Origin of the sequence: Serratia sp. P2ACOL2, assembly GCF_003691565.1 — a bacterium.
GTDB lineage: Bacteria > Pseudomonadota > Gammaproteobacteria > Enterobacterales > Enterobacteriaceae > Serratia > Serratia liquefaciens.
This window is the reverse complement of record NZ_CP033162.1, coordinates 11,857-35,144: the sequence shown is the minus strand read 5'-3', so window position 1 is coordinate 35,144 and position 23,288 is coordinate 11,857. Positions and strand designations below refer to the sequence as shown.

General features: G+C 55.4%; 20 protein-coding genes and 2 pseudogenes. 11 read left to right on the top strand and 11 right to left on the bottom strand.

Annotation, left to right across the window (positions count from 1 at the left end; genetic code table 11):
• The first annotated feature begins 68 nt into the window (after positions 1-68).
• Entirely contained in the window at positions 69-2,066 is a 1,998-nt protein-coding gene (locus EBA31_RS00175) for a hypothetical protein (protein ID WP_238387491.1), read from the top strand.
• A 59-nt stretch (positions 2,067-2,125) separates the two neighbouring features.
• On the opposite strand, the gene rpoH is transcribed toward EBA31_RS00175, so the two are convergent.
• The 4 genes from rpoH to ftsY form a co-directional block, all read right to left on the bottom strand.
• Positions 2,126-2,983 (bottom strand): RNA polymerase sigma factor RpoH, encoded by an 858-nt coding sequence (gene rpoH, locus EBA31_RS00170; protein WP_020824815.1) that lies wholly within the window; start codon positions 2,981-2,983, stop codon positions 2,126-2,128.
• A gap of 315 nt (positions 2,984-3,298) precedes the next feature.
• Positions 3,299-4,252 carry a permease-like cell division protein FtsX gene (ftsX, locus tag EBA31_RS00165; protein WP_020824814.1) on the bottom strand — a complete coding sequence of 318 codons (954 nt, stop codon included), beginning with the start codon at positions 4,250-4,252 and terminating at the stop codon, positions 3,299-3,301.
• Positions 4,242-4,913, bottom strand: a complete 672-nt coding sequence (gene ftsE, locus EBA31_RS00160; RefSeq protein ID WP_020824813.1) for a cell division ATP-binding protein FtsE — start codon at positions 4,911-4,913, stop codon at positions 4,242-4,244. Before ftsE ends, ftsX begins: the two co-directional genes overlap by 11 nt.
• A gap of 5 nt (positions 4,914-4,918) precedes the next feature.
• A complete protein-coding gene (gene ftsY / locus EBA31_RS00155) occupies positions 4,919-6,502 on the bottom strand; it encodes a signal recognition particle-docking protein FtsY (protein WP_122076553.1) in 1,584 nt (527 codons plus the stop codon).
• A 220-nt stretch (positions 6,503-6,722) separates the two neighbouring features.
• Here ftsY and rsmD point away from each other — a divergent pair, with 220 nt between their 5' ends.
• Both rsmD and EBA31_RS00145 read left to right on the top strand, forming a co-directional pair.
• Entirely contained in the window at positions 6,723-7,343 is a 621-nt protein-coding gene (rsmD, locus tag EBA31_RS00150; protein WP_046374719.1) for a 16S rRNA (guanine(966)-N(2))-methyltransferase, read from the top strand.
• The gene (locus tag EBA31_RS00145; RefSeq protein WP_006317223.1) at positions 7,333-7,605 is read left to right on the top strand and encodes a DUF1145 family protein; all 273 of its coding nucleotides are present in this window, start codon (positions 7,333-7,335) and stop codon (positions 7,603-7,605) included. The genes rsmD and EBA31_RS00145 overlap by 11 nt, the downstream gene beginning before the upstream one ends.
• A gap of 27 nt (positions 7,606-7,632) precedes the next feature.
• On the opposite strand, the gene EBA31_RS00140 is transcribed toward EBA31_RS00145, so the two are convergent.
• The 4 genes from EBA31_RS00140 to EBA31_RS00125 all read right to left on the bottom strand — a co-directional run bounded on the left by EBA31_RS00140 (position 7,633) and on the right by EBA31_RS00125 (position 10,410).
• Entirely contained in the window at positions 7,633-7,989 is a 357-nt protein-coding gene (locus tag EBA31_RS00140) for a DUF2500 domain-containing protein (RefSeq protein WP_020824810.1), read from the bottom strand.
• 127 nt (positions 7,990-8,116) lie between these two features.
• Complete coding sequence (locus EBA31_RS00135) at positions 8,117-8,797, bottom strand: LuxR C-terminal-related transcriptional regulator (protein WP_122076550.1); 681 nt, start codon at positions 8,795-8,797, stop codon at positions 8,117-8,119.
• Between the two features lie 598 nt (positions 8,798-9,395).
• Entirely contained in the window at positions 9,396-10,082 is a 687-nt protein-coding gene (locus tag EBA31_RS00130) for a hypothetical protein (protein WP_122076547.1), read from the bottom strand.
• Between the two features lie 22 nt (positions 10,083-10,104).
• A complete protein-coding gene (locus tag EBA31_RS00125; protein ID WP_122076544.1) occupies positions 10,105-10,410 on the bottom strand; it encodes a hypothetical protein in 306 nt (101 codons plus the stop codon).
• Positions 10,411-10,556: 146 nt separating this feature from the next.
• On the opposite strand from EBA31_RS00125, the gene EBA31_RS00120 reads away from it, so the two are divergent.
• From EBA31_RS00120 to EBA31_RS00110, 3 genes are all read left to right on the top strand, one after another.
• Entirely contained in the window at positions 10,557-11,114 is a 558-nt protein-coding gene (locus EBA31_RS00120; RefSeq protein WP_122076541.1) for a tyrosine-type DNA invertase, read from the top strand.
• A gap of 637 nt (positions 11,115-11,751) precedes the next feature.
• On the top strand, positions 11,752-12,132 hold the full coding sequence (locus EBA31_RS00115) for a CaiF/GrlA family transcriptional regulator (protein ID WP_122076538.1): 381 nt from the start codon (positions 11,752-11,754) through the stop codon (positions 12,130-12,132).
• 292 nt (positions 12,133-12,424) lie between these two features.
• Complete coding sequence (locus EBA31_RS00110; RefSeq protein WP_122076535.1) at positions 12,425-13,180, top strand: LuxR C-terminal-related transcriptional regulator; 756 nt, start codon at positions 12,425-12,427, stop codon at positions 13,178-13,180.
• Between the two features lie 94 nt (positions 13,181-13,274).
• Here EBA31_RS00110 and EBA31_RS00105 read toward each other — a convergent pair whose 3' ends face one another.
• Positions 13,275-13,832 carry a tyrosine-type DNA invertase gene (locus EBA31_RS00105; protein WP_369982314.1) on the bottom strand — a complete coding sequence of 186 codons (558 nt, stop codon included), beginning with the start codon at positions 13,830-13,832 and terminating at the stop codon, positions 13,275-13,277.
• Between the two features lie 400 nt (positions 13,833-14,232).
• On the opposite strand from EBA31_RS00105, the gene EBA31_RS00100 reads away from it, so the two are divergent.
• On the top strand, positions 14,233-14,859 hold the full coding sequence (locus EBA31_RS00100; RefSeq protein ID WP_020824800.1) for a lysoplasmalogenase: 627 nt from the start codon (positions 14,233-14,235) through the stop codon (positions 14,857-14,859).
• Positions 14,860-14,898: 39 nt separating this feature from the next.
• On the opposite strand, the gene EBA31_RS00095 is transcribed toward EBA31_RS00100, so the two are convergent.
• Positions 14,899-15,276, bottom strand: coding sequence for an AprI/Inh family metalloprotease inhibitor (locus EBA31_RS00095; RefSeq protein WP_122076532.1), 378 nt, complete (start codon positions 15,274-15,276; stop codon positions 14,899-14,901).
• A gap of 55 nt (positions 15,277-15,331) precedes the next feature.
• Positions 15,332-16,795: a serralysin family metalloprotease gene (locus EBA31_RS00090; protein ID WP_020824798.1), complete on the bottom strand. Its 1,464-nt coding sequence runs from the start codon at positions 16,793-16,795 to the stop codon at positions 15,332-15,334.
• A gap of 671 nt (positions 16,796-17,466) precedes the next feature.
• On the opposite strand from EBA31_RS00090, the gene EBA31_RS00085 reads away from it, so the two are divergent.
• The 4 genes and pseudogenes from EBA31_RS00085 to EBA31_RS00070 all read left to right on the top strand — a co-directional run.
• Entirely contained in the window at positions 17,467-19,782 is a 2,316-nt protein-coding gene (locus EBA31_RS00085; protein ID WP_122076529.1) for a zinc/cadmium/mercury/lead-transporting ATPase, read from the top strand.
• A gap of 174 nt (positions 19,783-19,956) precedes the next feature.
• Positions 19,957-21,024 carry a hypothetical protein gene (locus EBA31_RS00080; protein ID WP_116691456.1) on the top strand — a complete coding sequence of 356 codons (1,068 nt, stop codon included), beginning with the start codon at positions 19,957-19,959 and terminating at the stop codon, positions 21,022-21,024.
• Positions 21,024-22,159: pseudogene (locus EBA31_RS00075) on the top strand (BamA/TamA family outer membrane protein). Before EBA31_RS00080 ends, EBA31_RS00075 begins: the two are co-directional and overlap by 1 nt.
• Positions 22,159-23,264: pseudogene (locus tag EBA31_RS00070) on the top strand (DUF4056 domain-containing protein); the annotation flags it as partial. The pseudogenes EBA31_RS00075 and EBA31_RS00070, both read left to right, overlap by 1 nt.
• Positions 23,265-23,288 lie beyond the last annotated feature (24 nt).

Below are 23,288 nucleotides of genomic sequence, written 5' to 3'. Positions count from 1 at the left end.
CACGCGCTACACGGACTCTGCGCGGCCGAACTCTTCCACTGGCTGCCCTGATCGGCTCGGCGCTGGCGATGCCACTTAATGGCTACGCCTGCGGGCCGGATTTCCCTAACCGTTTACTGGTCGATCGCAACGGCACGCTGCTGTATATGCCGGAAGGCAACTTTGCCTTTGAAGCCGGGCGTCTGGTCGCAGTGGATAAACAGCTGCCGTTGTGGAAAGCACCGCCACCGGCGATGCCACCGAAACCGATGCCGCTGTCGCCGGAAACTATCATCATCGAGAAAATGCGTGCGGCAAAAACCGTTGAAGAGGCCGATGCGGTCAATAGCCAGGGGCTGTCTGACGCGGCCCGCCTTTACCAACTGGGTGCAGTGGCCTTCGCCGGTAAAGACCCGCGCGCCAGCGAGTACTTCCAACAGGTTCTGGCGCTACCTGCCGCAGATCAAGGTGACTGGGGGCTAAGGGCGCAGTATTCACTCGGTCGGTTGTTGATGGGCGATTACGGCACGCCGGAAAACGAAGGTGACGGCTCGAGCATCGCAGTCGAACATCCCGCGAAGCCCCAGCTCGAGCAGGCGTTAGCGGCCTTCCAGCAGGTGATTGATAAAGTGAAAGGCGGTACGGCCGATCCAGATCAACTGGCACTAAGCAGCCTTGGGCAGCAGGCCCGCATTCATTTCTGGCTCGGCAACGTCACCCAGGCAGCGAAGTTATATGCTCAACAGGCGGCACAGGGTGACCAAAATGGGGCACTGTCGCTGCAGTACGTCTCCAGTTACCTGGTCAATCCGGATCACTTCGATGCTCTGAAGCAGACAATCGCCGATCCGCTGATCCAACAACTGGTCACCATTGAGCTGTTTGCCCGCAGCAGTAATCTGCAAATGACCGATACGGACGGCACCGGCACTCGCTCTGCACAAATCATCAGCCAAATCCTGACGCTGCTGGACGCCTCGGTGAAAAGCGGTTTCAGCGGCAGCGACCGGCTGGCGGCGCTGGCCTACCGAGCAGGACAATACCCGATGGCGGCCAGCCTGCTGAAACACGCTGGCGACAGTGGCCTGGCCTGGTGGTTACGCGCCAAAATGGCGCTGCGCGACGGGGATGTTAAAGCCGCCACCGCAGACTACGCCAAAGCGGCGGCCGCATTCCCCTCCAATGAAAGCTGGGGCGAACAGCGTAATGCGGACTTTACGCCAGAAACCATCGTGCCCGAATGCCGGGTGGCTGGGGAGCAGGCTATTCTGGCCCTGGATCGCGGCGACTATCTGCAGGCAATGGACTTCCTCTATCGCGGCAAAGATATTTACTGGGCGGACGTCGCCGACGTGGCCGAACGCGTGCTGACCATCGATGAACTGAAAGGCTTTGTTGATAAGCATGTGCCAGCCCCAGCTACGCCATTGAAACCGGTCAATCCCGACGACTACAACGGCCAGCCGCTTACGCCGGAGGTGCAACTGCGCGAGCTGCTGGCGCGGCGGCTGATGCGCGCCGGACGCCCTCAAGAAGCAATGGCCTACTTTGATATCCCGAACTATCGTCAGGTTGCCCAACAGTACGCCGATACGCTGAAAACGGCGCAGGATAAATCCGCAGACAAGCTGGCGCGGGCCAAAGCCTACTATCAGGCTGCCACGCTGCTGCGCAGCCAGGGATTGGTGTTCACGGGTTATGAGATGACGCCGGACTATGCAATTTATGACGCCGGTTATTCCTATCTGGGGGATGCCTTTGATACGCGCGAGCTCAAGCATAAGAGCTGGATCAGCAGTGCCGAGGCAGCACGGGCCAAAGCGGCGTTACCGCCACAGGATAATCGCTTCCTGCACTACCGCTGGCAGGCGGTTGATCTGGCGCAGCAGGCCGCCGACTTACTGCCGCCAAAAAGCCAGGCCTATGCCGCCGTGTTGTGTAATGCCGCCGGTTGGGTGATTAAACGTGACGCGAAAACCGGCCGGGCGCTGTATCAGCGCTATATCAATAACGGGACGCGCTATGCCTGGGCCAACAAGTTTGGTTATGACTGTCCGGCACCCGATTTTGCGGCGATCGCGCCGTAACGCCGAATTTCAGGCACAAAAAAGCCCGGCTAGCCGGGCTTTTTAACGCTTATGCGGAATTAGGCTTCGATCGCCATTTTCAGTTTCTTCATGGCGTTCTTTTCTAGCTGGCGCACACGCTCAGCGGAAACACCGTACTGATCGGCCAGCTCTTGCAACGTGGATTTATTGTCGTCATCCAACCAACGGGCGCGAATGATATGCTGGCTACGCTCGTCCAGACCTTCCAGCGCATAGGCCAGTTTGTCTGCGGCGTTGCTTTCCCAGTTATCTTCCTCGATGCCTTCGGCGAAGTCCGAGCTTTTATCCTGCAGATACAGCACCGGCGCCATAGACTGGCCATCACGGGCTTCGTCGTCCGGCGTAGGATCGAACGTCATGTCCTGCGCCGCCATGCGGGATTCCATCTCGCGGACATCCTTGCTGGTCACACCCAACTCGCGAGCAACCAATTCCACCTCATCCTGATTGAACCAGCCCAGACGCTGCTTGGTTTTACGCAGGTTAAAGAACAGCTTGCGCTGTGCTTTGGTGGTAGCCACTTTGACGATACGCCAGTTGCGCAGTACGTACTCGTGAATTTCTGCCTTGATCCAATGCACCGCAAAGGAAACCAGACGCACACCAACCTCTGGGTTGAAGCGGCGAACAGCTTTCATCAGGCCAATATTACCTTCCTGGATCAGGTCTGCCTGAGGCAGGCCGTAACCGGAGTAATTACGGGCAATATGAGCGACAAAGCGCAGGTGAGACAGGATGAGCTGCTTAGCGGCTTCCAGATCGCCCTGATAATGCAGCCGTTCAGCCAGCTCCCGCTCTTCCTCTGCCGTCAGCATCGGATAGGTGTTGGCAGCCCGGATATAGGCTTCCAAACTGCCCTGGGGCACTAAAGCTAAAGTTTGCATTTCTTTGGTCATTCAAACCCTCTCTTGAAAAAACAGGTCATGCAGGTGATTGTCACGGCGGGGAAATGATTGATTCTACGGCAGTTGCTATTGCAAAAGCGGTCCACACGCCGGGCACCATAACATTTTGCTGCAGATTTTGACCGCGTTCCGCCCTATTAGTTCACAGTTTTTCGATCGCATTGTCCATGACAATACGTGACGAATATTCAGGCCGATAGGGAATTTGTGCGCTAAGAAGAGACTGGATGGTGCTTAAGTTAGTGCCGGTAGCTCTTCTCCCGCAACACGCTCGGAGCAGCAGGAGAAGAGTATACCAAAAAATCTTTATTGTGGTGTAAATCGGCGTAAATGTTGCACCGTCGCCAGCCAGGCGGCGATCCAGCCGATCATCGCGGAAACAATCAGCAGCAGTAACGCCTCATCCCAACCCAGGCCGTGCAGGGTAAAGGTGGTGCCGAACACCTTGGCCACGCCGGTGACCACCGACTCCAGTCTCCACACCATCGCCCCGGACAACACCAACGACAGCAATGCGCCAAAGAAGCCCAGCATCGCACCGCCGTTCAGGAACGGCCGCAGGATGAAACCGTCGGTGGCGCCAATCAGCTTCATCACGTTGATGGTATCGCGACGGCTGAAGATGCTCAGACGTACGCTGTTGCCGATCACCAGGAACACCGCCACCACCATCAGCACGCCGATCATTGCAGCCACTTGCCCCACCAGCCCGGTCAGTGCAGCCAGACGAGCAAACCAGCTGTCGTCCATCCGCACTTCATCCACCCCCTGCACCGCCGCGACGCGATCGCGCAGGGTATTGAGGGTGTCGGAACTTTGGAAGCTCATTTTCGGCGTGATGATAGCGACCGCCGGTAACGGGTTCTCTTCCAACATATCCAGCGCGCCGCCAAAGCCGGACCAGTTGCGGAATTCGCCCCGGGCCTCTTCACGCGACAGGTAATTCACTTTCTCAACGCCAGCTTCTGCTTTGATGGCGTCGAGCACTTTCACCGCCGCGTCGTCATCCAGGGATTTATCCAGGTACACCGTTAACTGCGGCGTAGGGTACCATTGCGTCGCCGCGGTGCTGACGTTTTTCCAAACGATATAACACACGCTTGGCAGCGTCAGGGAGATGGCGATGACCATCACCGTCAGCAGCGTCGCCAGTGGCTGGCGCAGCATATCCTTGACGGCGTTCATCCAGGCGTAGCGCCATTGTTCCCGCCAGCCGCCACGCAGCGCTTTACTCTTGGCGGTTTTTGCATTATTCGCCATGATGCGCTCCTCCAGCCATGCGGCCCTGGCTCAGGCGCAGAATGCGGTAATTGCGACGAGCGATCAGCCCGGTATCGTGGGTGGCCATCAACACGGTGACACCCACGCGGTTAAACTCTTCGAACAAGCGCAGAATGCCTTCCGACAACGCATCGTCCAGGTTACCGGTAGGCTCATCCGCCAGCAGTACCGCCGGCTTGTTCACCACCGCGCGGGCGATACCCACACGCTGCTGCTCACCGCCGGAAAGCTGAATCGGGAAGTTCTTCGCCTTATCCAGCAGCCCGACCTTGTCCAACGCAGCGGAAACGCGGCGACGGATGTCTTCGGTGCTGGCGCCGGCAATAATCAGTGGCATTGCCACGTTGTCATACACCGTGCGATCCAGCAGCAGATGGTGATCCTGGAAAATCATGCCGATCTGACGACGCAGGAACGGCACCTCGCGGTTTTTCAACCGGCTGATGTCATGGCCGCCAAACCAAATATGGCCGGCGCTTGGCCGTTCGATACCACAAATCAGTTTCAGCAGGGTACTCTTCCCCGCGCCGGAATGGCCGGTCAGAAACGCCATCTCTGCCGGGCGCAGATGGAAATCCACCCCCTGCAGGGCCTGCCGTCCGCCCAGATAAGCTTTACTGACCTGTTCAAAGCGAATCATCCGTATTAATCCTCTCGGGCAAAAAGTGCCTCAATAAAATCGTCAGCCTTAAACGGCCGCAAATCTTCGATGCCTTCCCCAACGCCGATATAGCGAATCGGGATACCGAACTGATCGGCAATGGCGAAGATCACCCCGCCCTTGGCGGTACCGTCCAGTTTAGTCAGTGTGATACCGGTTAAGCCCACGGCTTCATTAAATAATTTCGCCTGGCTGACAGCATTCTGTCCGGTGCTGGCGTCAAGAGTCAGCATAACCTCATGGGGGGCCTGGTCGTCCAGTTTTTTCATGACGCGGACAATCTTCTTCAGCTCTTCCATCAGGTGCGCTTTGTTCTGCAAACGCCCTGCCGTATCGGCCAGCAGCACGTCGATGCCGCGGGCCTTGGCGGCCTGGACCGCATCGTAAATCACCGAGGCGGAATCCGCGCCGGTATGCTGCGCCACCACCGGAATACGGTTGCGCTCGCCCCACACCTGCAGTTGCTCTACCGCCGCGGCACGGAAGGTGTCCCCCGCCGCCAGCATCACCGATTTGCCTTCCGCCTGGAACTGGCGAGCCAGCTTACCGATGGTGGTGGTTTTACCCACGCCGTTCACCCCAACCATCAGAATGACATACGGGTTTTTACCGCCAACATCCAGCGGCTGATCAACTTTAGCCAGAATTTCGGACATTTCCTCCTTCAGCTTGCCGTATAACGCATCGGCGTCTTTCAACTGCTTGCGGCTGGCATGCTGAGTCAGAGAGGTAATGATTTTACGCGTGGTTTCCACGCCGACGTCGGCAATCAGCAGCTGTTCTTCCAGCTCTTCAAACAGTTCGTCGTCAATTTTCTTGCCGCGGAACAAGCCGACAAAACCGGATCCCAAATTTTGCTTGGTTTTCACCAGGCTACGTTTCAGCCGGGCAAAGAAGCCTTCTTTGGTCGGACGTTCCTGCTCCTGAGTGACCGCAGGGGCCAGCAGCTCGGATTCTTTTTCTTCTTCTTCGATAATGGCCGGCGCGACAATAATCGGTTCCAGCGCCACGCTGGCCGACAATGGCTCTGGCTCTGGCTCTGGCTCAATTACTTCCAGTTCGGGCACCATCACCGGTTCCGGTTCAACCACTTCCGGTTCTGGCGCAATAATCGGCTCTGGCGTAACCACTTCGGGTTCTGATACCGCGGTCGTTTCTGGCTTAGGCTCGATGACAAGTTCGGGTTCAGGCTGAACCACGGCCACAGGCACGGCAATCTCTTCCGCTGCCGGCTGTTGCTGTTCTGCCGCCACCTGTTCAGTAAGGGTGACAATCTCTTCCGCCAGCTTTTCTGCCGCGGCAGTGTGTTCGACGATCGCCGGCACGCTTTCTGCAATATGTTCGCCGGTCAGACTGCCGTCCCACTCCCCAGGCGTCTCTACGGAAGCGGCAGGTTCAGATTCCTGCGCGGGGAGCTGGTCATCCAGCTTGGGAGCGACCGGTTCAGCCGGGGTCTCCACGGCCTGATTTTCCGCCGCTTCTACCGGCGTCTCAGGTTGCTGTTGCTCTTCTTCCTTCTGGCCGAAGCCCAGCCAGGAGAAAAACCCGCGTTTCTTATCTTTTGCCATGTTATGACTCTACTCCGTACCGAAGGCTTGCTTATGCTGACAATAATTCGCCGAGTCTATCACTTTCCCTCGTTCAGCAACACGCATCCGGCATGCTTTCCACTGTGAAATCAGGCAACAAAGTTTTACCGTTTCCCCCAGCGCCTCTCACCGGTAGAATAGAGGCAACTTATCGCCAACTCATTCGGCCTCACCGCCAGAAAACAATCAAAGCAAACCTATGACAAGACTATCGCCACGGGCATCGGCAAAAAAACCGCCTCAGGCTGCGGCCGGGCAGATCCGCATTATCGGTGGCCAATGGCGCGGGCGAAAACTGCCGGTACCCAACAGCCCCGGGCTGCGTCCGACCACCGATCGCGTTCGGGAAACCCTGTTCAACTGGCTGGCGCCGGTGATCCAGGGCGCACGCTGCCTGGACTGCTTCGCCGGTAGCGGCGCACTCGGCCTGGAAGCGCTGTCGCGCTATGCCGGCAGCGTCACGCTGTTGGAGTTTGAACGCCCGGTGGCGCAGCAACTGGAAAAAAATCTGGCCCTGCTGCAGGGCAATGGCAAGGTGGTCAATACCAACGCGCTGAGCTGGCTGGCGACCCCCGCTCAGCCGTTTGACGTGGTGTTTCTCGATCCGCCTTTTCGCAAAGGCTTGCTGGCTGAAACCGTCACGCTGCTGGAGCAGCAGGGCTGGCTGGCCGATGAGGCCTGGATCTATGTAGAGGCCGAAGCCGAAAGCGCCGCCGCTGATGTCCCGGCCAACTGGCAATTACACCGTGAAAAAGTCGCCGGTCAGGTGGCTTATCGTCTTTATATCCGTTCGCAAGAGAAAACCGAAAATGCTGATTAATCTGGGTCGCCTGCTGATGCTGTGCGTGTGGGGCTTTCTGCTCTCCAACCTGTTTCACCCCTTTCCCAAGCCGCTGAAATATTTCATCGACGTGGCGCTGTTCTTTATGGTGGTGATGCACGGGCTGCAGTTGGTTCTGTTGAAGTCCACGCAACCGAAAGATCAGCCGATAAGCTACTGGCAAGAAGCCAAGATCTTCATCTTTGGCGTCTTCGAACTGCTGGCCTGGCAGAAAAAACAGCCGCCAATCAAAAGAAAATAACCCCACATGGGCACCGGATCCGGTGCCCTACGGCTGGGCAGTAAATGAGACAAACCGCGTGCCCTGCATGCTCAACGTGCCCTGTGCGCCTTTTTCAATCGGATTATACTGCCACGGCTTCAACCGCAGCCGGATCTCCTCGCCACCGCGCTGCGGGCTAAACACCACCTCATAATGCATCGGTTCATTGACCAGCGGCTCACGCTGCGGTGCCCGGGTCTTGGCGACCGGAAACTCACGTTTATCACTCACCGTGACCTGCAAACTGCGTACCGGCGCACGATCGTTATCCGCTTCAATACGGCGCTGATTGAAATAGCGGTGCGTCGCCAATACGGCGATCAACGCGATCACAGCGATAAAAAACAGCGGTGGCTTACTCATCTTACTTCCCATCTCCACGCGGTGAAATCAGCGTAAACATAACACACCTCCTGAAATGGCATCGCAGTTGCCCCGCATACCGGCGTTCACTCCTCACTACGCAGCTTATCATCGGCATTAGATTGAGTTACGCCGAGTACCCCCCCAAGGGGGCGTGGGGAATGTTGATGCCCGCATAGCGCAGAATGTCCAGCAGGCGGTTTTCCCCCTGATGATGAAACAGTCGCCGATCGCTACTGGCACCCAGCTTGTGCAAGGCCTGGACCTTGTGTGAGCTGATGGTTTTTTCACTGCGGCCCAAGCGCCGCGCCAGCTGCTTTTGCGGTTCGCCATGCGCCAGTGCACTGATAACCAAAAGCTCTTTTTGCGTCAGGTGACAGCAGACGCACATCTGAGTCCGCCGATATTCGGCCAAAAAACGCTGATGCCCAAGCCGATGGCGCAGCACCAGCAGCGAATTCAACTCGGCCGGCCCCAGCTTTTTTTGCAGGCAAACCGGCGGTTTCAGCCTGGAAGACAGGCCCGATAAGAAAGGGCCATAACCGTCGCTCCACATCAGCCAGGTCACATGAGAGAGCCTCTTGCAAAACTCCCTGCGAAAGACAAAGTAGTTATCCAGGCTTTCACCCTGACCGTGAGTGTCTGACAGCAACAGGTCAAATGGCTGTTTCTGCACCAGACCCTGCAAATCCGACAGCCGGTCAGTGACCCCGCAAACTTCAAACTGAGCCGGAAGCGAGGCAAGCACCGACAACACCCCGAGCCGAAACCAGGGATCCGGCTCCATAACCATCACTTTTAGACGCATTATTGTTTCTCCTTAAACAGGGAGCCTTAGTGGCCACCGTACGATAATCCACTTCAGCCATTCCACCCTGTGGCAAAAACAGCTGGTCCAACAGGTACCTGCCAACCTGCTGATGCAACAGACTACAGAAGTGATACAGCTCGCAACGCTGGCGGCGGTTCAACGAAGCACTGGCATCTGTGGCTGGGCCGATCCCCCATTGAGCAAACCGGTCATTCAGCGCGTGGAGATAACGTCCGGAGTGACGTGCGGGCGATGTATCGAGCGCGCTCGCATCATGGCGACACTGCGCCACTATCTGCGGCAATGCGTTCTTCCGGCAGTTGCCAATAAAAGAAGTCGGCGAGCGGCCCACCCACGTGCTCGCCTCAGCCGGAGAGGAAAACAATACGCCTCCCAACAACGCCGCCGCCATCCCAACGGCGAGCGTATAGCCCTGAGGGGGTAAGCACCCGTTGATAAATTGTTTCAACAGTCGGCCAGGCCATCGCCCACCGGCCATTAAAGACCGGCAAATTTCAACGCGCACCAAATGACCCCCCACCAAAAAATGCCACAAACCAGCAACATCGCCAGCCAGGTGTAGCGACGGATACGTTTATCCCTGGCTGACGACCACATCCGGGCTCCTCCTGGCTGGGCATAGCCGAGATCCATGCAGCAACGCATGGAGTTGTTGATCGCAGCACACACCCAGTTTGCGCATCGCGCTGCGCTTATGGGCGCTCAGGGTCTTCGTCGTGAATCCGCCCGTCGGCGTAGTGAGATGTTCCAGTGCACCACAGACAAAATGACTGAGAACCTGCAGCTCGGGCCAGCTGAGCACAATATTTGCCGGCATCCGGGGAAACGAGTCGCTGTTCATAAAGGCAAGGTGGCTCATTGCCTGGCGTTTCTGCAGCAAATCATGCAGCAGATGTGGCTGCAGATCATGCGGCAGGCACAGCGGCCCTTCATGGGGAGCCAACGGGCTGAGGGTGGTTAGCAACGGCGTAAGGGGTTCGCTGTACAGCAGCCAGGTTGTATCGATGTTGAAGCGCAGATAGTGGGAATAGAACAGGAAAAAGTCGCGTAGCCTGTCGCGATGCCCGGAGAGGCCGGTGAGGATGACATCCGCTCCGCCTTGCGACAACGTCTGTCGCAGAGTCAAAAGATCGTCGACCACGGTTAACGATGCGATTGCCTGGCGGGCCAGTTCGAGTACCCGCAGGGTGCCTTCGCGCATCAACCCCGGTGCCATCATCACGACCACGCGCAAACGCGGTGGAAGGGAGGTTGCAGACATAAGTTAGTCCTCTGCAGTGGATTCAGGGTTGCTGGCTATCGGCCTGATAGCGTTGACGTACCAGCAATTGGGTGGCCGGGTGCGAACAATGCCGCTGGCGTAACTGGGCATAGCGCCGTTCATTTTCAGCCAACCAAGGGGTCTCACTGACGCAACGCCACAACTCGGCGGCCTTGCGCAAAGCGCACAACCAGTCTTCTACGCCGTAAGCTATACCGCGAAGTTGCATGATGCGCCGCTCCAAACTGGCGGCTTTGATGGCAACGGCACGGGCGGCCTTGCGGGTGAGTATCGTGGGTGCGGCCATCGCGGTTATTTCCTGCTGCATGGTGGTTTTTACTCCTCCTGTCAGATCACCTGCCGCCATTTATTTGCAAAGAAAATAGATGCGTAAAAAAATGGAAACAGGCTATTTTCTCTCCAGTAAGATCCTCATACGGCATCGGGCCGGAGAGGCTATATGGAGCCAAAATAATGAAAACTCGAAAACACCTCACTCTCGGTGAAATAAATGACATCCTGCTTGCCACGCACATTGGAAAACATCCGGAGCGTGACCGTTGTTTAATACAGATGTGTTTTATCCACGGGCTGCGCGCCAGCGAAGCCTGTCAGTTAAAAATATCTGATATCGATCTGCGCGATAACGTGATTTATATCCGCCGCCTGAAGAACGGTTTTTCGACCGTGCATCCCCTGGCGCCAGATGAGCTGCCGCACTTGTTGTGCTGGCTGAATTTGCGTAACAAGTGGCGCGATGCTGACAGCGAGTGGTTATTCCTGTCGCAAAAAGGCGGCCAACTGACGCGTAAACACGTGCATTACTTGATTAAACGCTACGGCGAGGCCGCCAATATTACGGTGGCATCGCACCCACATATGCTGCGACATGCCTGTGGCTATGCGCTGGCGGATTCGGGCGTCGACACCCGTTTGATTCAGGATTATCTGGGTCACCGGAATATTCGACATACGGTGATATATACCGCCAGTAATCCCAATCGCTTTATTGGATTATGGCAAAAAAAGTGAGGTGAAAAATAGGTCATTTTGGACCAAAGTGTTACATATCTTAGTTTTGTACGATTTCAAGTCAATAAGAATACCCCCCACTTTCACGCAACAATTTTATTTCCTTCAATATCAACAACCCACTAAACAAAATAAAAAAGGCTCACCGAAGCGAACCTTTGTTAAATAAATTAACGCAATTAAACAGCGAAGCAACGTCATTTTTTTTCAGATACATACACTGACAAATCCGTCAGCACCCCACGAAAACTAAAACATTAGCCCGCGGGGATACCTAAAAACAGATTAATTATCTGAATGTCACAATTTGGTCCAAAATGTCGCATTTTCAGCACGATAAAAAACCAATGCATCACACTGAAATGAAAGGAGAAAATAAAAAAATAACTTTAATTGATATACCAAAATGAAATTCTGCATCTCTGCACCAGTTCCCTTTAAAACAGCAAAGGTGGAAATACTGGTGGATACATGCTCGTGAAGAAAATACGCAATAGTGGCGACAGATTCACTCTTGTTTTTTTCAAGTCACCCATCACGGGTTTCAGCATTAATCGAAAGCACCGGGCACAAGACAATTTATCCATGGCAAAGCCACACCAACAACTATTCATTCTACAAGGAGACAGGGGGGTTTATGAAGCTTCAGCATGACGAGAATATCACCCTGCCGGATACGGTAGCGCACCTGGCCGAACAGCCGTTATGTCGCATTGTGGCCACCTGGGGGTTGCTGCAAAACCACTATCTGAATCGCCAACGCATCATGCAGGCCTTTAACGTACCGCGCCGTAAAGCGGGTTACATTCTGCGCTATATCGTACACAGCCCTTGCATCACCTGCGATCAACACGTTTATACCCATCCGCGATCGCACCGCCAGGAACTGCGGGTCTGGATCCGCACGGTAAGCCAACCTGTGCCATTACGAACAAAGAGTACCAGGGTTCGCAATGAAGACAGGCAAAGCGTCTGGGCACAACTGCTGCAGCGGCCGTGGAGCGAACTGCATCTGTAATAACCGGCCCTTTTCGCTCCCCCTCATTGGAGAGGTTGCCTATAGACAACTTTTTCCCACCGGGGCCAAGCCGTAATGACATGAACAGCGTTGCGTCTAACCGGCCCCGACTTTTTCAAACCAAGGGGGAATGACCCTGTCTTGACCAAAAGAACCTTGTATCACCTGGAGCGGCTTGTCTGGAACCTGATGCTTACCCTCAGTGCACTGCTCTGGTGTCTTTTTGCGCTGCTGCTCTACTGGTTTTTTTAACCCCGGCACAATTTTTTCATTTGATTGCAGGAGAGATGATATGCGTTTGACCGTTAACAATCGTACCGGCTATTTCCCCGCTCCCAAGGAGCTGGACCTGCTTCGTAATATTGCCACGGCGGACAGTCTGCCCAGCATTGTTCTCAAACTGCAGCCCGCCGCCGAAAGCGCCGTGCGGCTAGAGCCCCTGCCCCATACCGGCGGCGTCAACTGGCTACCGCTGCTGTGGCAACTGGTGGTGCTGAAGTCTTGCCGGCATGACCTGGAACTGAGTCTGCAAGCACCGTTTTCCACCCCAGCCTGGCACCGTCTGTTAGGCGTGCTGAACATCGCCCCCGGTCTGGCCACCAAACAGCCACAGAGCCTGCCACTTTTGACGCTAACAGAGAGTCGGGTGTTGCTGACATTGCTTGGCGGCATGCACCCCTGGCAGCTGGCTGCCCGCATGAACCGAGATATCCGCACCATTTCCAGCCATAAAAAACGGGCCATGGACAAAGCCGGTTTGCAACATAACGGCGAACTCTATGCGCTGGGGGCGCTGCTTTACGGCCCACAGCATGCAACCGCGCAGATTGCCTTACCGGCAGCGGAACAGCAAGTGTTGACCGCCCTGCTGCGCAACGGCAGCGTCACGGCGACCGCGCAGTTGCTGGGGAAAAGCGTCAAAACGGTGAGTGGCCAAAAACACAATCTTATGCGCCGACTTAATGTGCCCCATGAGGTGGCACTGTTTGCCGCCGCCGAGCACTACCATGCCGGGCCCCAAAAAAACTGCCTCGTCCACTCTGAATAGGCCTTAAACATTAAATCAATGGCCAATAGGAAAAAAGCCATCGCTTAATTATCACGCTGTGACCATTTCGCGCGAATTAAGCCCTGGCCGAAAGTTAAAATTCAATTCTTTTGAATCGTTGGGCATTGCTGGCGGTATAGAGTACCGTATGCTGAATATTCCGGTGGCCGAGATAGTCTTGTATCAACCGGGTATCCATACCTTTATTTGCCAGGCTATAACCGCAGGCGTGACGCAACATGTGGGGATGGGCAGGTAATTCGAGACAGGCCGCTTTACCGTAATCGCGGATCAGTCGGTAGATTTGCTGGCGCGATAGCCGGCCGCCCTTGCGCGACAAAAACAACCAGGGCTGGCCGGCATGCGGGCTGTCTTTACGGTCATCCAGCCAGCGTTTAAGCATCAGGGTCTCATCCGGTTGTAATGGGTGCTGAACCGACAGACCATTTTTCAGTCGCGAAATAAAAACCCGCCGCTCGGCGAGTTCTATATTGTCCAGCGTCATACGGCTTAACTCGCTGGCCCGCAAACCGTGAACAAAGCACATGGTGATCATACAGCTGTCCCTGACCGAGTTTAGTCCTCCCTTTATATTTTTTATCATTTTTTTTATTTCTGATTCATTCAGATATTTTCTTATTTCCAATTGCATAACTCCCCAGAAACATCATGTATCAAACAGGACCGATGGCGGGTTTAAAAAACAGCCAAAAATGCAAATACAGTTACCAAACGTGCTAAATAGTAATGAGACTCTAAGATTAATCCTTAGCTATTATTGTCACGCGCAGCATTAATTACTAATTAATTAGCATTCGCATCGGGCAGTTATTGTTCTTAGAAAATGATTCACGGCGGTCGAGCAGCCATTGTCAGTAAATTTTCCCGAGAAAAACCACGGCTCCCTTTCTTACTCTGCAAATAAGTTACAGTTCATCAGCAAGAAAGCATTGTCGATCGCAGAGGCGCTGCCTACACTGCAAACAGGAAGTGACACTGGTAACAATTTGGAACCGGTTGCTGTGGTTCCCACAATGAATAAGGAAGACATAATGAGTTGGCCGTTCCTTGCCGTATTCTTTTCCGGTTGGCTGTTCGTCGATGCCTCCTACCGTGGACCTCGCTGGCAGCGCTGGGTGTTTAAGCCCATCACTCTGCTGCTGTTGTTATTGCTGGCCTGGCAAGCGCCGGTGTTGGGGCCTGCAGGGTATTTGATCGTCCTCGGCCTGCTGGCAACCTTAATCGCCGACACCTTGCTGCTGCTGCCGCGCGAACGCGTGCTTTACGCCATCGGTGCCTTTTTCCTGTCGCACTTGCTGTATACCCTGAGCTTCGCCAGTCAGATGACCTTCAGCCTGTTTTGGCCGCTGCCGCTGGCGCTGCTGATTATCGGCGTGCTGTTACTGGCAACAATTTGGACGCGACTGGAAGAAATGCGTTGGCCGATCGCCACTTATGTAGCGATGACGCTGCTGATGGTGTGGCTGGCGGGTGAGCAGTACTTTATGCGCAGCACCGATTTCGGTTTCTCGCTGCTGGCGGGCACTTCACTGCTGCTGCTGGCCAACGTGGTGTGGCTGGTTAACCGCTATCGCTGGACCTTCCGCGCCGCGGATGCGCTGGTGGCCTTCTGCTATTTCTCCGGCCATTTCCTGATCGTACGTTCGCTGTATCTGTAAGGCTGCTCAGGGCGGGTTCGACTGCCGAACCCGCTGTTGTTATACCAGCGCTTTCAGCGTCAGTCCGTCATCCGCGCCAAGCTGGTTGCGGTAAATATCGCCATCGCGCGAGAAGAACGCCAGCGTACTGCCATCCGCCCGCAGCAAAGCGATGCCGTCCGGTGCAGGGCGCCAACCGACCACCTCGGCGGTTAACACCTTTTCCAAACAGTGCTGCCGATCAACCAATGAGTAGCCGTTGATTTCACTCTGTTCACCGGCCAAAAACTCAATCTGACATTGTTGTTCGGCATTGGCGACCAGCCATTGCCCCGCCAATGATTGCGCGCTGGGAAGAACCAAACTGCTGGCCATAACTGCCCCCGTAACCATCATGCCGCCTGCCACTAAGGCGGCGTGCGCTAAGCTGCCCTTCATATCGTCTCCTGTATAACGCCCGGCCAACCGGCGCCGGGCGTTAGCACCGGCACTGTTAAACGATAAAGTCAGTGGCGACGTCAACCTGGCCGACGATCTTCACCAGGAAGTCCGGGGCCTGATGGCCGCCAATATTCAGGGCCAGATCGCTGACGTTATTCGACGCATTGTAAGACAGCAAGGCTTCGCCCGCAGCGCCACTGAAATGATCGACGAAGTGGATCTGATCGCCACCCTGCGCGCCCTGATTGAAGAATGACAGGTCGATTTTATCGATACCTTTCTGGAAGTCCTTGATCCAGTCGGAGGCACCCGGCGCAGAATCGCTGACCGCAGAGAAGACAAAGGTGTCTTTGCCCGCACCGCCCCACAGCTCATCAGCCCCACCACCGCCGAACAGCACGTCGTTGCCCGCGCCACCTTTCAGCACGTTGTTGGCCGCATTGCCGACGATCACGTCATTGCCTGAACCGCCAATCGCGTTCTCGATGGTCACACCTGCGGCAATGGACACGTTGCCTTTCAGCCCACCCACGTCGGAGAAAGATTTCTCGTTCAGATTAATACGCTGGTTAGCGGTGTAACCGGAGAAATCGAAGGTGTCATTGCCGCCCGCATCCCAGGCCGCAAAGATCACTTTTTGCGAATTGCTGGTGGTACTGAGGAAGTCACGGCCGGTATTTGAGTTGAAGCCATACACGGTATCGCCGGTACGGGTGGTCTGGTTGGCACCATACAGATGCTGAATAGCGGAAATGTCATCCAGCAGTGGCGCCGCAGCGTAGTGCCCGCCGTTGTCGCCACCGGTGTTGGTTTCGCTCCAGTAACTCATCAGGCTGAACTCACGAGTATCTTCGGCGTAGCTGGCGTCTCTGTAGGTCGGGTTGCCTTCACCGGCGTTGTAATCGCCCGGATGGCTCAAGCCCAACGCATGGCCAATTTCGTGGGTAAAGGTCTGGCGGCCGTAGTCTTCGCTGGCCGGATGTTTCACGTTGGACTGGTTGACGTTGTACCAAGTCTGCCCGCCCAGGTTTTGGCCCTGATAAATGGTGTTCGGCAGGAAGGCGTAAGCCTGGGTATCGTAGTCATAATGGCCGGGACGATCCTGGCTGTAGTTACCGAAGGTGATATTGGCCTTCTGGCCGGCACCAACTTCGGTAAAGGTGATATTGGCCACGTCAGACCAGGACTGCAGCGACAGCTTAGCCTGCTGCTGCTGTTCCGCGCTGAATTTGCTCAGTCCGGTATCGCCGGCGACGTTGGTGGAAGAGAATTTATAATCCGGGAAAGAGAACGTTAATTTAACCGGTTGGCCAAAAACTTTATAACCGTTCCAGGTTTGGTTCTCGCGGGTAATAAACAGCCCGGCTTGCTCGGTAGAAAATGAGTCCTTGCCATTAACCTGAATCCCGTTGCCTCGCTCATGATAATGCAGCAAATCATCTACTGCATTGTAAGCGGAGCTCGCAGCCGCAAGGCTGGATTCAGTAATTTCAATTGCCTTTTTAGTAGATTGCATTGGTTCGATTCCACTCATTAGCTGATTGTTTTCAATCAGACAGATAGACATAACCTGCCAGGAAGCCACGGAGAACGAACCGTACGCTTACGGGAAGGAGTTTATGCGCCGTTGCCGGCAGTGTGTTAGAGAGAATTAATGCATATATATCAGCAAATAAGATTACCACCATAAATGGTAATCGATTCCAATTATAGGCAGCGGTATAAAACTGCACATAAAATAATCAGCCATTTATTATCGTTTCGAAGGCGATTTATGCTGGTTTTTTACGTTCTTTACAATATTAATGAAACTTAAATGCCATGAGTTGGTAACAAACTCCAACAAAAATGCGGCCTGCAGAGCCAAGCGAATCGTGCTGGGATTTAGACGGCTAAAAGTTAAATTTTGCTAAAGCGTTATAGATTAATAACTCTTTATTATTAGCCGCCGGTACTTTTTAGTTCCCGCAGGAATAACATTTTCTTTTTTTGACTAATCACCTCGTGCCTTCCGAGTCCTTCACGCTCGTCGCCCCCTGATAAACGACATGGGAAAAAAGAAATACCCCAATTCTCCCTCCGGTGCGCCATTAGCAATAATTCTCATCCGTCGCTTGACTCTGGAGTGGACTCCAGGGTGTAGAGTTGGTTTCAAGAAGCTCATTAACTGCCCTGAGGGGGGACGTTATGCATAACCATGAAAATCACAATCATCAGGAACATAACCATGCCGAAGGTGGCTGCGGGTGCAATCACAGCCACAGCAAAACCCAGCACGGTTGCAGCAGTGAAAAACAAAACGCTGTCAACCCTGGCGAACACTCTCATGCTCACGATCATGGCGCCAGCTGTTGCAGCGCTGACGATCATGGCGATCCGGACGAGGAAAGTGACAGGCTCGCTGCCGCCCCTCTCTCCGGCAGCAAGCGCTACAGTTGGAAAGTCACGGGTATGGACTGTCCCAGCTGCGCTAAAAAGATTGAAAATGCCGTTACTGCCATCCCGGGTGTCGTAAATGCACGGGTGTTATTCGCCACCGAAAAGCTGGTGGTAGACGGCCAGTCGAACCTTAGCCTGCGCATCCAGGACGCAGTGCAACAAGCCGGGTTTACCCTGCTCGGCACCCAGGCAAACCAAGCCGAGCCGCCTAAACCTTCACGCCTGGGTGAATTCGGCCCGTTGCTGCTGCTCACCGCGCTGATGATCGTCAGTTGGGCACTCAGCATGGTCAATCCAGAGCTGAGCCGCATCGCCTTTATCGCCACCACGCTGGTGGGGTTGGCACCGGTCGCCACCAAGGCGATACGTCTGATCCGCTCCGGCACGCCGTTTGCCATCGAAACGCTGATGAGCGTGGCAGCCATCGGCGCGCTGTTTATCGGCGCTACCGCCGAAGCGGCCATGGTGCTGTTGCTGTTTATGGTCGGCGAAATGCTCGAATCCTACGCCGCCAACCGCGCCCGTCGTGGCGTGAAAGCGTTGATGGAGCTGGTTCCTGAAGATGCCCTGCTGCTGCAGGGTACCGAGCGTAGACGCGTGCCGGTCTCCAGCTTGCGTCCCGGCGATGTGATTGAAATTGCCCCCGGCGGTCGCCTTCCGGCCGATGCCGAACTGCTCAACCCGTTCGCCAGCTTCGACGAAAGCGCCCTGACCGGCGAGTCGGTCCCGGTCGAACGTCAGCAAGGTCAGAAAGTGGCGGCGGGCAGTTTGTCGGTCGATCAGGCCGCGCAGATGAAGGTGATTTCCGAGCCGGGCAAAAACGCCATCGACCGTATCCTGCAGCTGATTGAGGAAGCCGAAGAACGCCGTGCGCCGATCGAGCGTTTCCTTGACCGTTTCAGCCGTTACTACACCCCGGCCATTATGCTGCTGGCCATCGCGGTAATTCTGGTGCCACCGTTGATGTATGCTCAACCCTGGGATGTCTGGATTTATCGCGGCCTGACCCTGTTGCTGATCGGCTGTCCTTGTGCACTGGTGATTTCCACTCCGGCAGCCATTACCTCCGGACTGGCGGCGGCAACCCGTCGCGGCGCGTTGATTAAAGGTGGCGCGGCGCTGGAACAGCTCGGCCAGGTGCAAACCATCGCCTTCGACAAAACCGGTACCTTGACGGAAGGCAAACCGACGGTGACGGATGTGCTGCCGCTTAGCGGCATCAGCGAACAGTCACTGTTGATCCTTGCCGCGGCGGTAGAAGCCGGCTCCCATCACCCGTTGGCGCAGGCCATTATCAATCGCGCCGAACAATATGGTGCTCCTTTGCCGCCGGCACAGAACCGTCGTGCGTTGGCCGGCGTCGGTGTGGAAGGCATTGTCGACGGTAAAACCGTGCTGATCAGTACACCGGCCAAACTGGCTGCAGGCTTGCTCAATCAGCAAGGTGCTAACCAGGTGGAACGGTTGGAAAATGCCGGTAAAACGGCGGTAGTGGTACTGGAAGATGGCGTGCCGATCGGCCTGCTGGCCCTGCGCGATACGCTGCGCAGCGACGCCAAGCAGGCGATTGCCGAACTGAATGCGTTGGGGATCAACGGCGTAATGTTAACCGGCGACAACCCTCGAGCGGCCGCAGCGATTGCCGCCGAGCTGGGGCTGGACTACCGTGCCGGTTTGCTGCCGGAAGATAAAGTGAGGGCGGTAACCGAGTTGAGCGAGCTGCGCCCAACGGCGATGATCGGCGATGGCATCAACGATGCGCCGGCAATGAAAGCCTCCAGCATCGGTATTGCCATGGGCAGTGGCACCGACGTGGCGCTGGAAACCGCCGACGCGGCGCTGACGCACAATCGGCTGCTGGGCGTGGCGGAGATGATCCGCATCTCACGCGCTACACACGCCAATATCCGCCAGAACATCACCATTGCGTTGGGGCTGAAAGGGATATTCCTGATCACCACCCTGATGGGCCTGACCGGGCTGTGGCTGGCGGTGCTGGCGGACTCTGGCGCTACCGCGCTGGTCACCGCCAACGCCCTACGCTTGCTGAAGAAACGTCAGTAATAAGAACCACATATCAGGATGCCAGCAATGGCATCCTGATTCACTTAGCCGAAAAATAACACCGGCAAGTCGCACGTAATAACCATAAAACCAGCATGCCTTTCTATATTCTTCCGCCACCTACTCCTGAAACCCGATAAGCCTACTTAACTTATCAGAGTCATGGCCGAATGAATGAAACCGCTATATTTTAAAATCCTGAACCTGATCGTCGTCCCTTTTATCCCTACACTGGCTCTGGCGCAGCAGCCTGATTCTGCCGCCACAGAGCAACTCATTGATAGCGCCGATCGCCCCCTTTTCACCACCCCTAACGCCTTACCCGCAGCCCAGCATAACGATGCGCCCAAGGCAAAACCCCAGCCTGAGCATCGCCTGTTGCCGATTTGGGGGGATGAAGCACGCGCCCGTGGTTATGATCTGCCGGAACCCTTCGGGATCGGCATCAACTACATGAACATGCGGCAAAATATCGATGTCGACAGTATCCAATTTTCCGGCCTCAGCCTGGGCAAAACTCCCTTGCCATCCAATTTGTTCAACATCGACGTGGGCAAAACTCGCGAGAAAAGCAAAACGGAAACCATGCGTCTGGACACCTGGGTACTGCCATTCCTCAATGTTTACGGCATCATCGGCCATACCAAAGGCAGCTCGTTGTCCCAGGTCTCCGTAGACGCCGATCCCAGTCAACAAAAAGGCTTCCTGAACAAGGTTATCGCGGGTCAGGTGCACCGCATGAATCAAAGTGGGCAACTGCGCGATCTGGATTTTAAGCTCGATTTTAAAGGCACCACTTACGGCGCCGGTTTCACGCTGGTTGGGGGATATGAGAACTGGTTCACCTCGGTCGATACCAACTACACCCGCACCAATTTCGATATCCTTGATGGTCAGATTTCCGCACTGACGGTGTCGCCTCGGGTAGGTTACCGCTTCCTGGTGCCCGGTATCAGTGGCCAAACCCATCTCAACCTGTGGGTCGGCACCATGTATCAGGACGTCCAGCAGAGGTTCAAAGGCAGCCTGAGTGATTTAAAAATGCCAACCGAACTTCAGAGCCTGATGATGATGGCCAATCAGCAGGGTGAAGGCCGTTTTGACGTGAAACAGCACCTGCAATCGCCGTGGAACGTACTGATTGGCACGCAATACGAGATCACCAGGCACTTTAACCTGTTGACCGAATTTGGCTTTAGCGAACGTAACAGCTTTATGGTCTCCGGTGAATATCGCTTCTGATGGCAATATCGATCCGCAGTTTGCCGCTGGTATTGTTGGTTCTGCTACCCGGAGCTCACGCCACTTTGTTGTCACGCCAGCAAATAGATGAAATGTTGGCCCCTTTGGGGTCTGACAACCAATTCGACAGCAGCAAAGCCATCGATTGGGGGGTCTTGCCCGGCCCGTTCTATACGCCAGAACTCGGTCTTGGTATCGGTACCGCCGTCGTGGGGATATATCGCCCGGACAGCCAGGATAAAGTCAGCCAAAACTCGACGCTGGCGTTAAAGGGCTTTTTCAGCACCACCGGTGCCTTCGGCGTCGGTTTCCAAAACCACAGTTTTTTCGCTGACGACCAATGGCGTTTTTTTGCCGACGGCTCGCTGAATAATATGCCCACCTATTTCTGGGGCACCGGTTACCAGGCTGGGCATAACAACGGCAACAAAGAAAAGTACACGCAGCAGGCATTCCAGATAGCCCCGCAGCTGCTGTATCGCATTGCCAATGCCACCTACGCGGGGTTGGCTGGGATTTTTCCTCGACGCACGCCAGCAAGACTGATGAGGATGACAGTAGCCTGTTAAGGGCCCAAAAAGCCGGCGTTTCATCGCTAAGTTCAGGAGTCAGCGGTTCGCTGAGTTACGATACGCGCGACTTCGTTTCTAATGCCAGCCGTGGCCAGTATCTTCGCCTGAGCGACACCTATTTTGCGCCAGAATTGGGCGGCGACAGCCGTTTCAATGCTGTAGAAGGCCAGTACAATGCCTACCACAGCTTGAGTGCGAAAAGCGTGCTGGCGTTAGACGCTTACAGCCGCCTGACGACGGGCGAGGTGCCTTGGGACAGGCTGTCCGGCCTGGGTGACGACAAACGCATGCGCGGCTATTATCAAGGCCGCTATCGCGACAGAAATGTGTTCAGCAGCCAGATCGAGTATCGTCGCAAGCTGAACTGGCGCCACGGTTACGTTCTTTGGGCCGGTGCGGGAACGCTAAGTAGCAAGGCCGGCGATTTGGGCCAGGGGCCCTGGTTACCCACGCTGGGAGCGGGTTACCGTTTTGAATTCAAACCGAAAATGAACGTGCGGCTCGATTTTGGCATCGGACGTGGCAGCAGTGGATTTTACTTTCAGGTTGGGGAAGCTTTTTAATGCGCTCTGTTGTACTGCTGGTTTTGTTGTCGTTTACTTCCGCGCTATCTGCCAAACCCGTGGAAACGTTGGTGACCTCGCAACCCATCAACGAAAGCCGTATCGCCTGGCCGGTGGCTGCGCCGCTGTCCCCGCCGGATGGTTTGCGCCCCTGCTGTGCCTTTGGCTACAACCTCAAAGCGCAAGTTTGGGGTATCCCAGTCCCCTTTTATCAGTTGGGTAACCTGGTGGATGCCGACCGGCTTGGCCGTCACCACTATAACGACAGCGCTTTCAATGCCGTTAGCAACTTGATGGGACTTGGCAGCGAGCAATTGGGGGTGATGTACACCCGCCGCGGGGGATTTATCGATATCGCTCACGTGCGCGACACCGCCGACAATACCCTTTTCCTGTTCAGCCAACTGTTACCCCGATTGGGCCAGCAATGGAATATCGATCTTAGCCCCGAGTTGGCAATACGCCGTATCCAGCTGAACGCCTTTACCCCGCCTCAGGATGCTGCGCAGCGCTATACGCTCGCGGCGTATTTGGCAGGAGAACTCGCCTTTCAAATGGCGGCGTGGCATGAAGTGGCACAGTGGTATGGCTATCAGTCGGTACCGGGGTTTTCTGAGGAGGTCTCGGCTTTTTCACCGGAAGATTTGTATTCCAACCTGCTGGGATCACGGCTGGCGATCGATGCTATCTTGCAGGGGCAGGCGGTTTCCCTAACGGCCTACAACCAGGCCATGGAGAATTTGCTCCCCCAGGCCCTGCACCAGCTTGGCGCTGTCTCCATCAGGGCAACTCAGCGGCAGTTTGACGGGATTGACGGCGACTGGTGGGACAGCCAGCGCCGGGTACCGGAGAAGTTTCTGGTCTTAAAACGGGATTACACGACCGGCAGCAATCGCCTGCCGGCTCTGCCGCCGTTCGAAAACACCGCCCACAACGCCTGATGTTACCGCTGCAGGTTCAGGGGTTCTGGCTGGCAAAGCTGGGTGAACTGCAACTCTGGCCGACGGATGCGATGCATTCTCTGCCGGTGCCGTCCCACTATTACCGCCCGCAGGATTTCAGGGGGCTGGCAATGCATGCTCGCGCATCGGACGCACAGCAAATACTGCAAAAACGCTAGGCAAAAGCG

Coding starts and splice junctions, on each gene's coding strand:
- EBA31_RS00110 (WP_122076535.1), top strand. CDS start 12,425: ATGCGTTTGACCGTTAACAATCGTACCGGCTATTTCCCCGCTCCCAAG.
- EBA31_RS00115 (WP_122076538.1), top strand. CDS start 11,752: ATGAAGCTTCAGCATGACGAGAATATCACCCTGCCGGATACGGTAGCG.
- EBA31_RS00080 (WP_116691456.1), top strand. CDS start 19,957: ATGAAACCGCTATATTTTAAAATCCTGAACCTGATCGTCGTCCCTTTT.
- EBA31_RS00095 (WP_122076532.1), bottom strand. CDS start 15,276: ATGAAGGGCAGCTTAGCGCACGCCGCCTTAGTGGCAGGCGGCATGATG.
- EBA31_RS00090 (WP_020824798.1), bottom strand. CDS start 16,795: ATGCAATCTACTAAAAAGGCAATTGAAATTACTGAATCCAGCCTTGCG.
- EBA31_RS00125 (WP_122076544.1), bottom strand. CDS start 10,410: ATGCAGCAGGAAATAACCGCGATGGCCGCACCCACGATACTCACCCGC.
- EBA31_RS00120 (WP_122076541.1), top strand. CDS start 10,557: ATGAAAACTCGAAAACACCTCACTCTCGGTGAAATAAATGACATCCTG.
- EBA31_RS00135 (WP_122076550.1), bottom strand. CDS start 8,797: ATGCGTCTAAAAGTGATGGTTATGGAGCCGGATCCCTGGTTTCGGCTC.
- rpoH (WP_020824815.1), bottom strand. CDS start 2,983: ATGACCAAAGAAATGCAAACTTTAGCTTTAGTGCCCCAGGGCAGTTTG.
- ftsY (WP_122076553.1), bottom strand. CDS start 6,502: ATGGCAAAAGATAAGAAACGCGGGTTTTTCTCCTGGCTGGGCTTCGGC.
- ftsE (WP_020824813.1), bottom strand. CDS start 4,913: ATGATTCGCTTTGAACAGGTCAGTAAAGCTTATCTGGGCGGACGGCAG.
- EBA31_RS00085 (WP_122076529.1), top strand. CDS start 17,467: ATGCATAACCATGAAAATCACAATCATCAGGAACATAACCATGCCGAA.
- rsmD (WP_046374719.1), top strand. CDS start 6,723: ATGACAAGACTATCGCCACGGGCATCGGCAAAAAAACCGCCTCAGGCT.
- EBA31_RS00105 (WP_369982314.1), bottom strand. CDS start 13,832: ATGCAATTGGAAATAAGAAAATATCTGAATGAATCAGAAATAAAAAAA.
- ftsX (WP_020824814.1), bottom strand. CDS start 4,252: ATGGCGAATAATGCAAAAACCGCCAAGAGTAAAGCGCTGCGTGGCGGC.
- EBA31_RS00175 (WP_238387491.1), top strand. CDS start 69: ATGCCACTTAATGGCTACGCCTGCGGGCCGGATTTCCCTAACCGTTTA.
- EBA31_RS00140 (WP_020824810.1), bottom strand. CDS start 7,989: ATGAGTAAGCCACCGCTGTTTTTTATCGCTGTGATCGCGTTGATCGCC.
- EBA31_RS00145 (WP_006317223.1), top strand. CDS start 7,333: ATGCTGATTAATCTGGGTCGCCTGCTGATGCTGTGCGTGTGGGGCTTT.
- EBA31_RS00100 (WP_020824800.1), top strand. CDS start 14,233: ATGAGTTGGCCGTTCCTTGCCGTATTCTTTTCCGGTTGGCTGTTCGTC.
- EBA31_RS00130 (WP_122076547.1), bottom strand. CDS start 10,082: ATGTCTGCAACCTCCCTTCCACCGCGTTTGCGCGTGGTCGTGATGATG.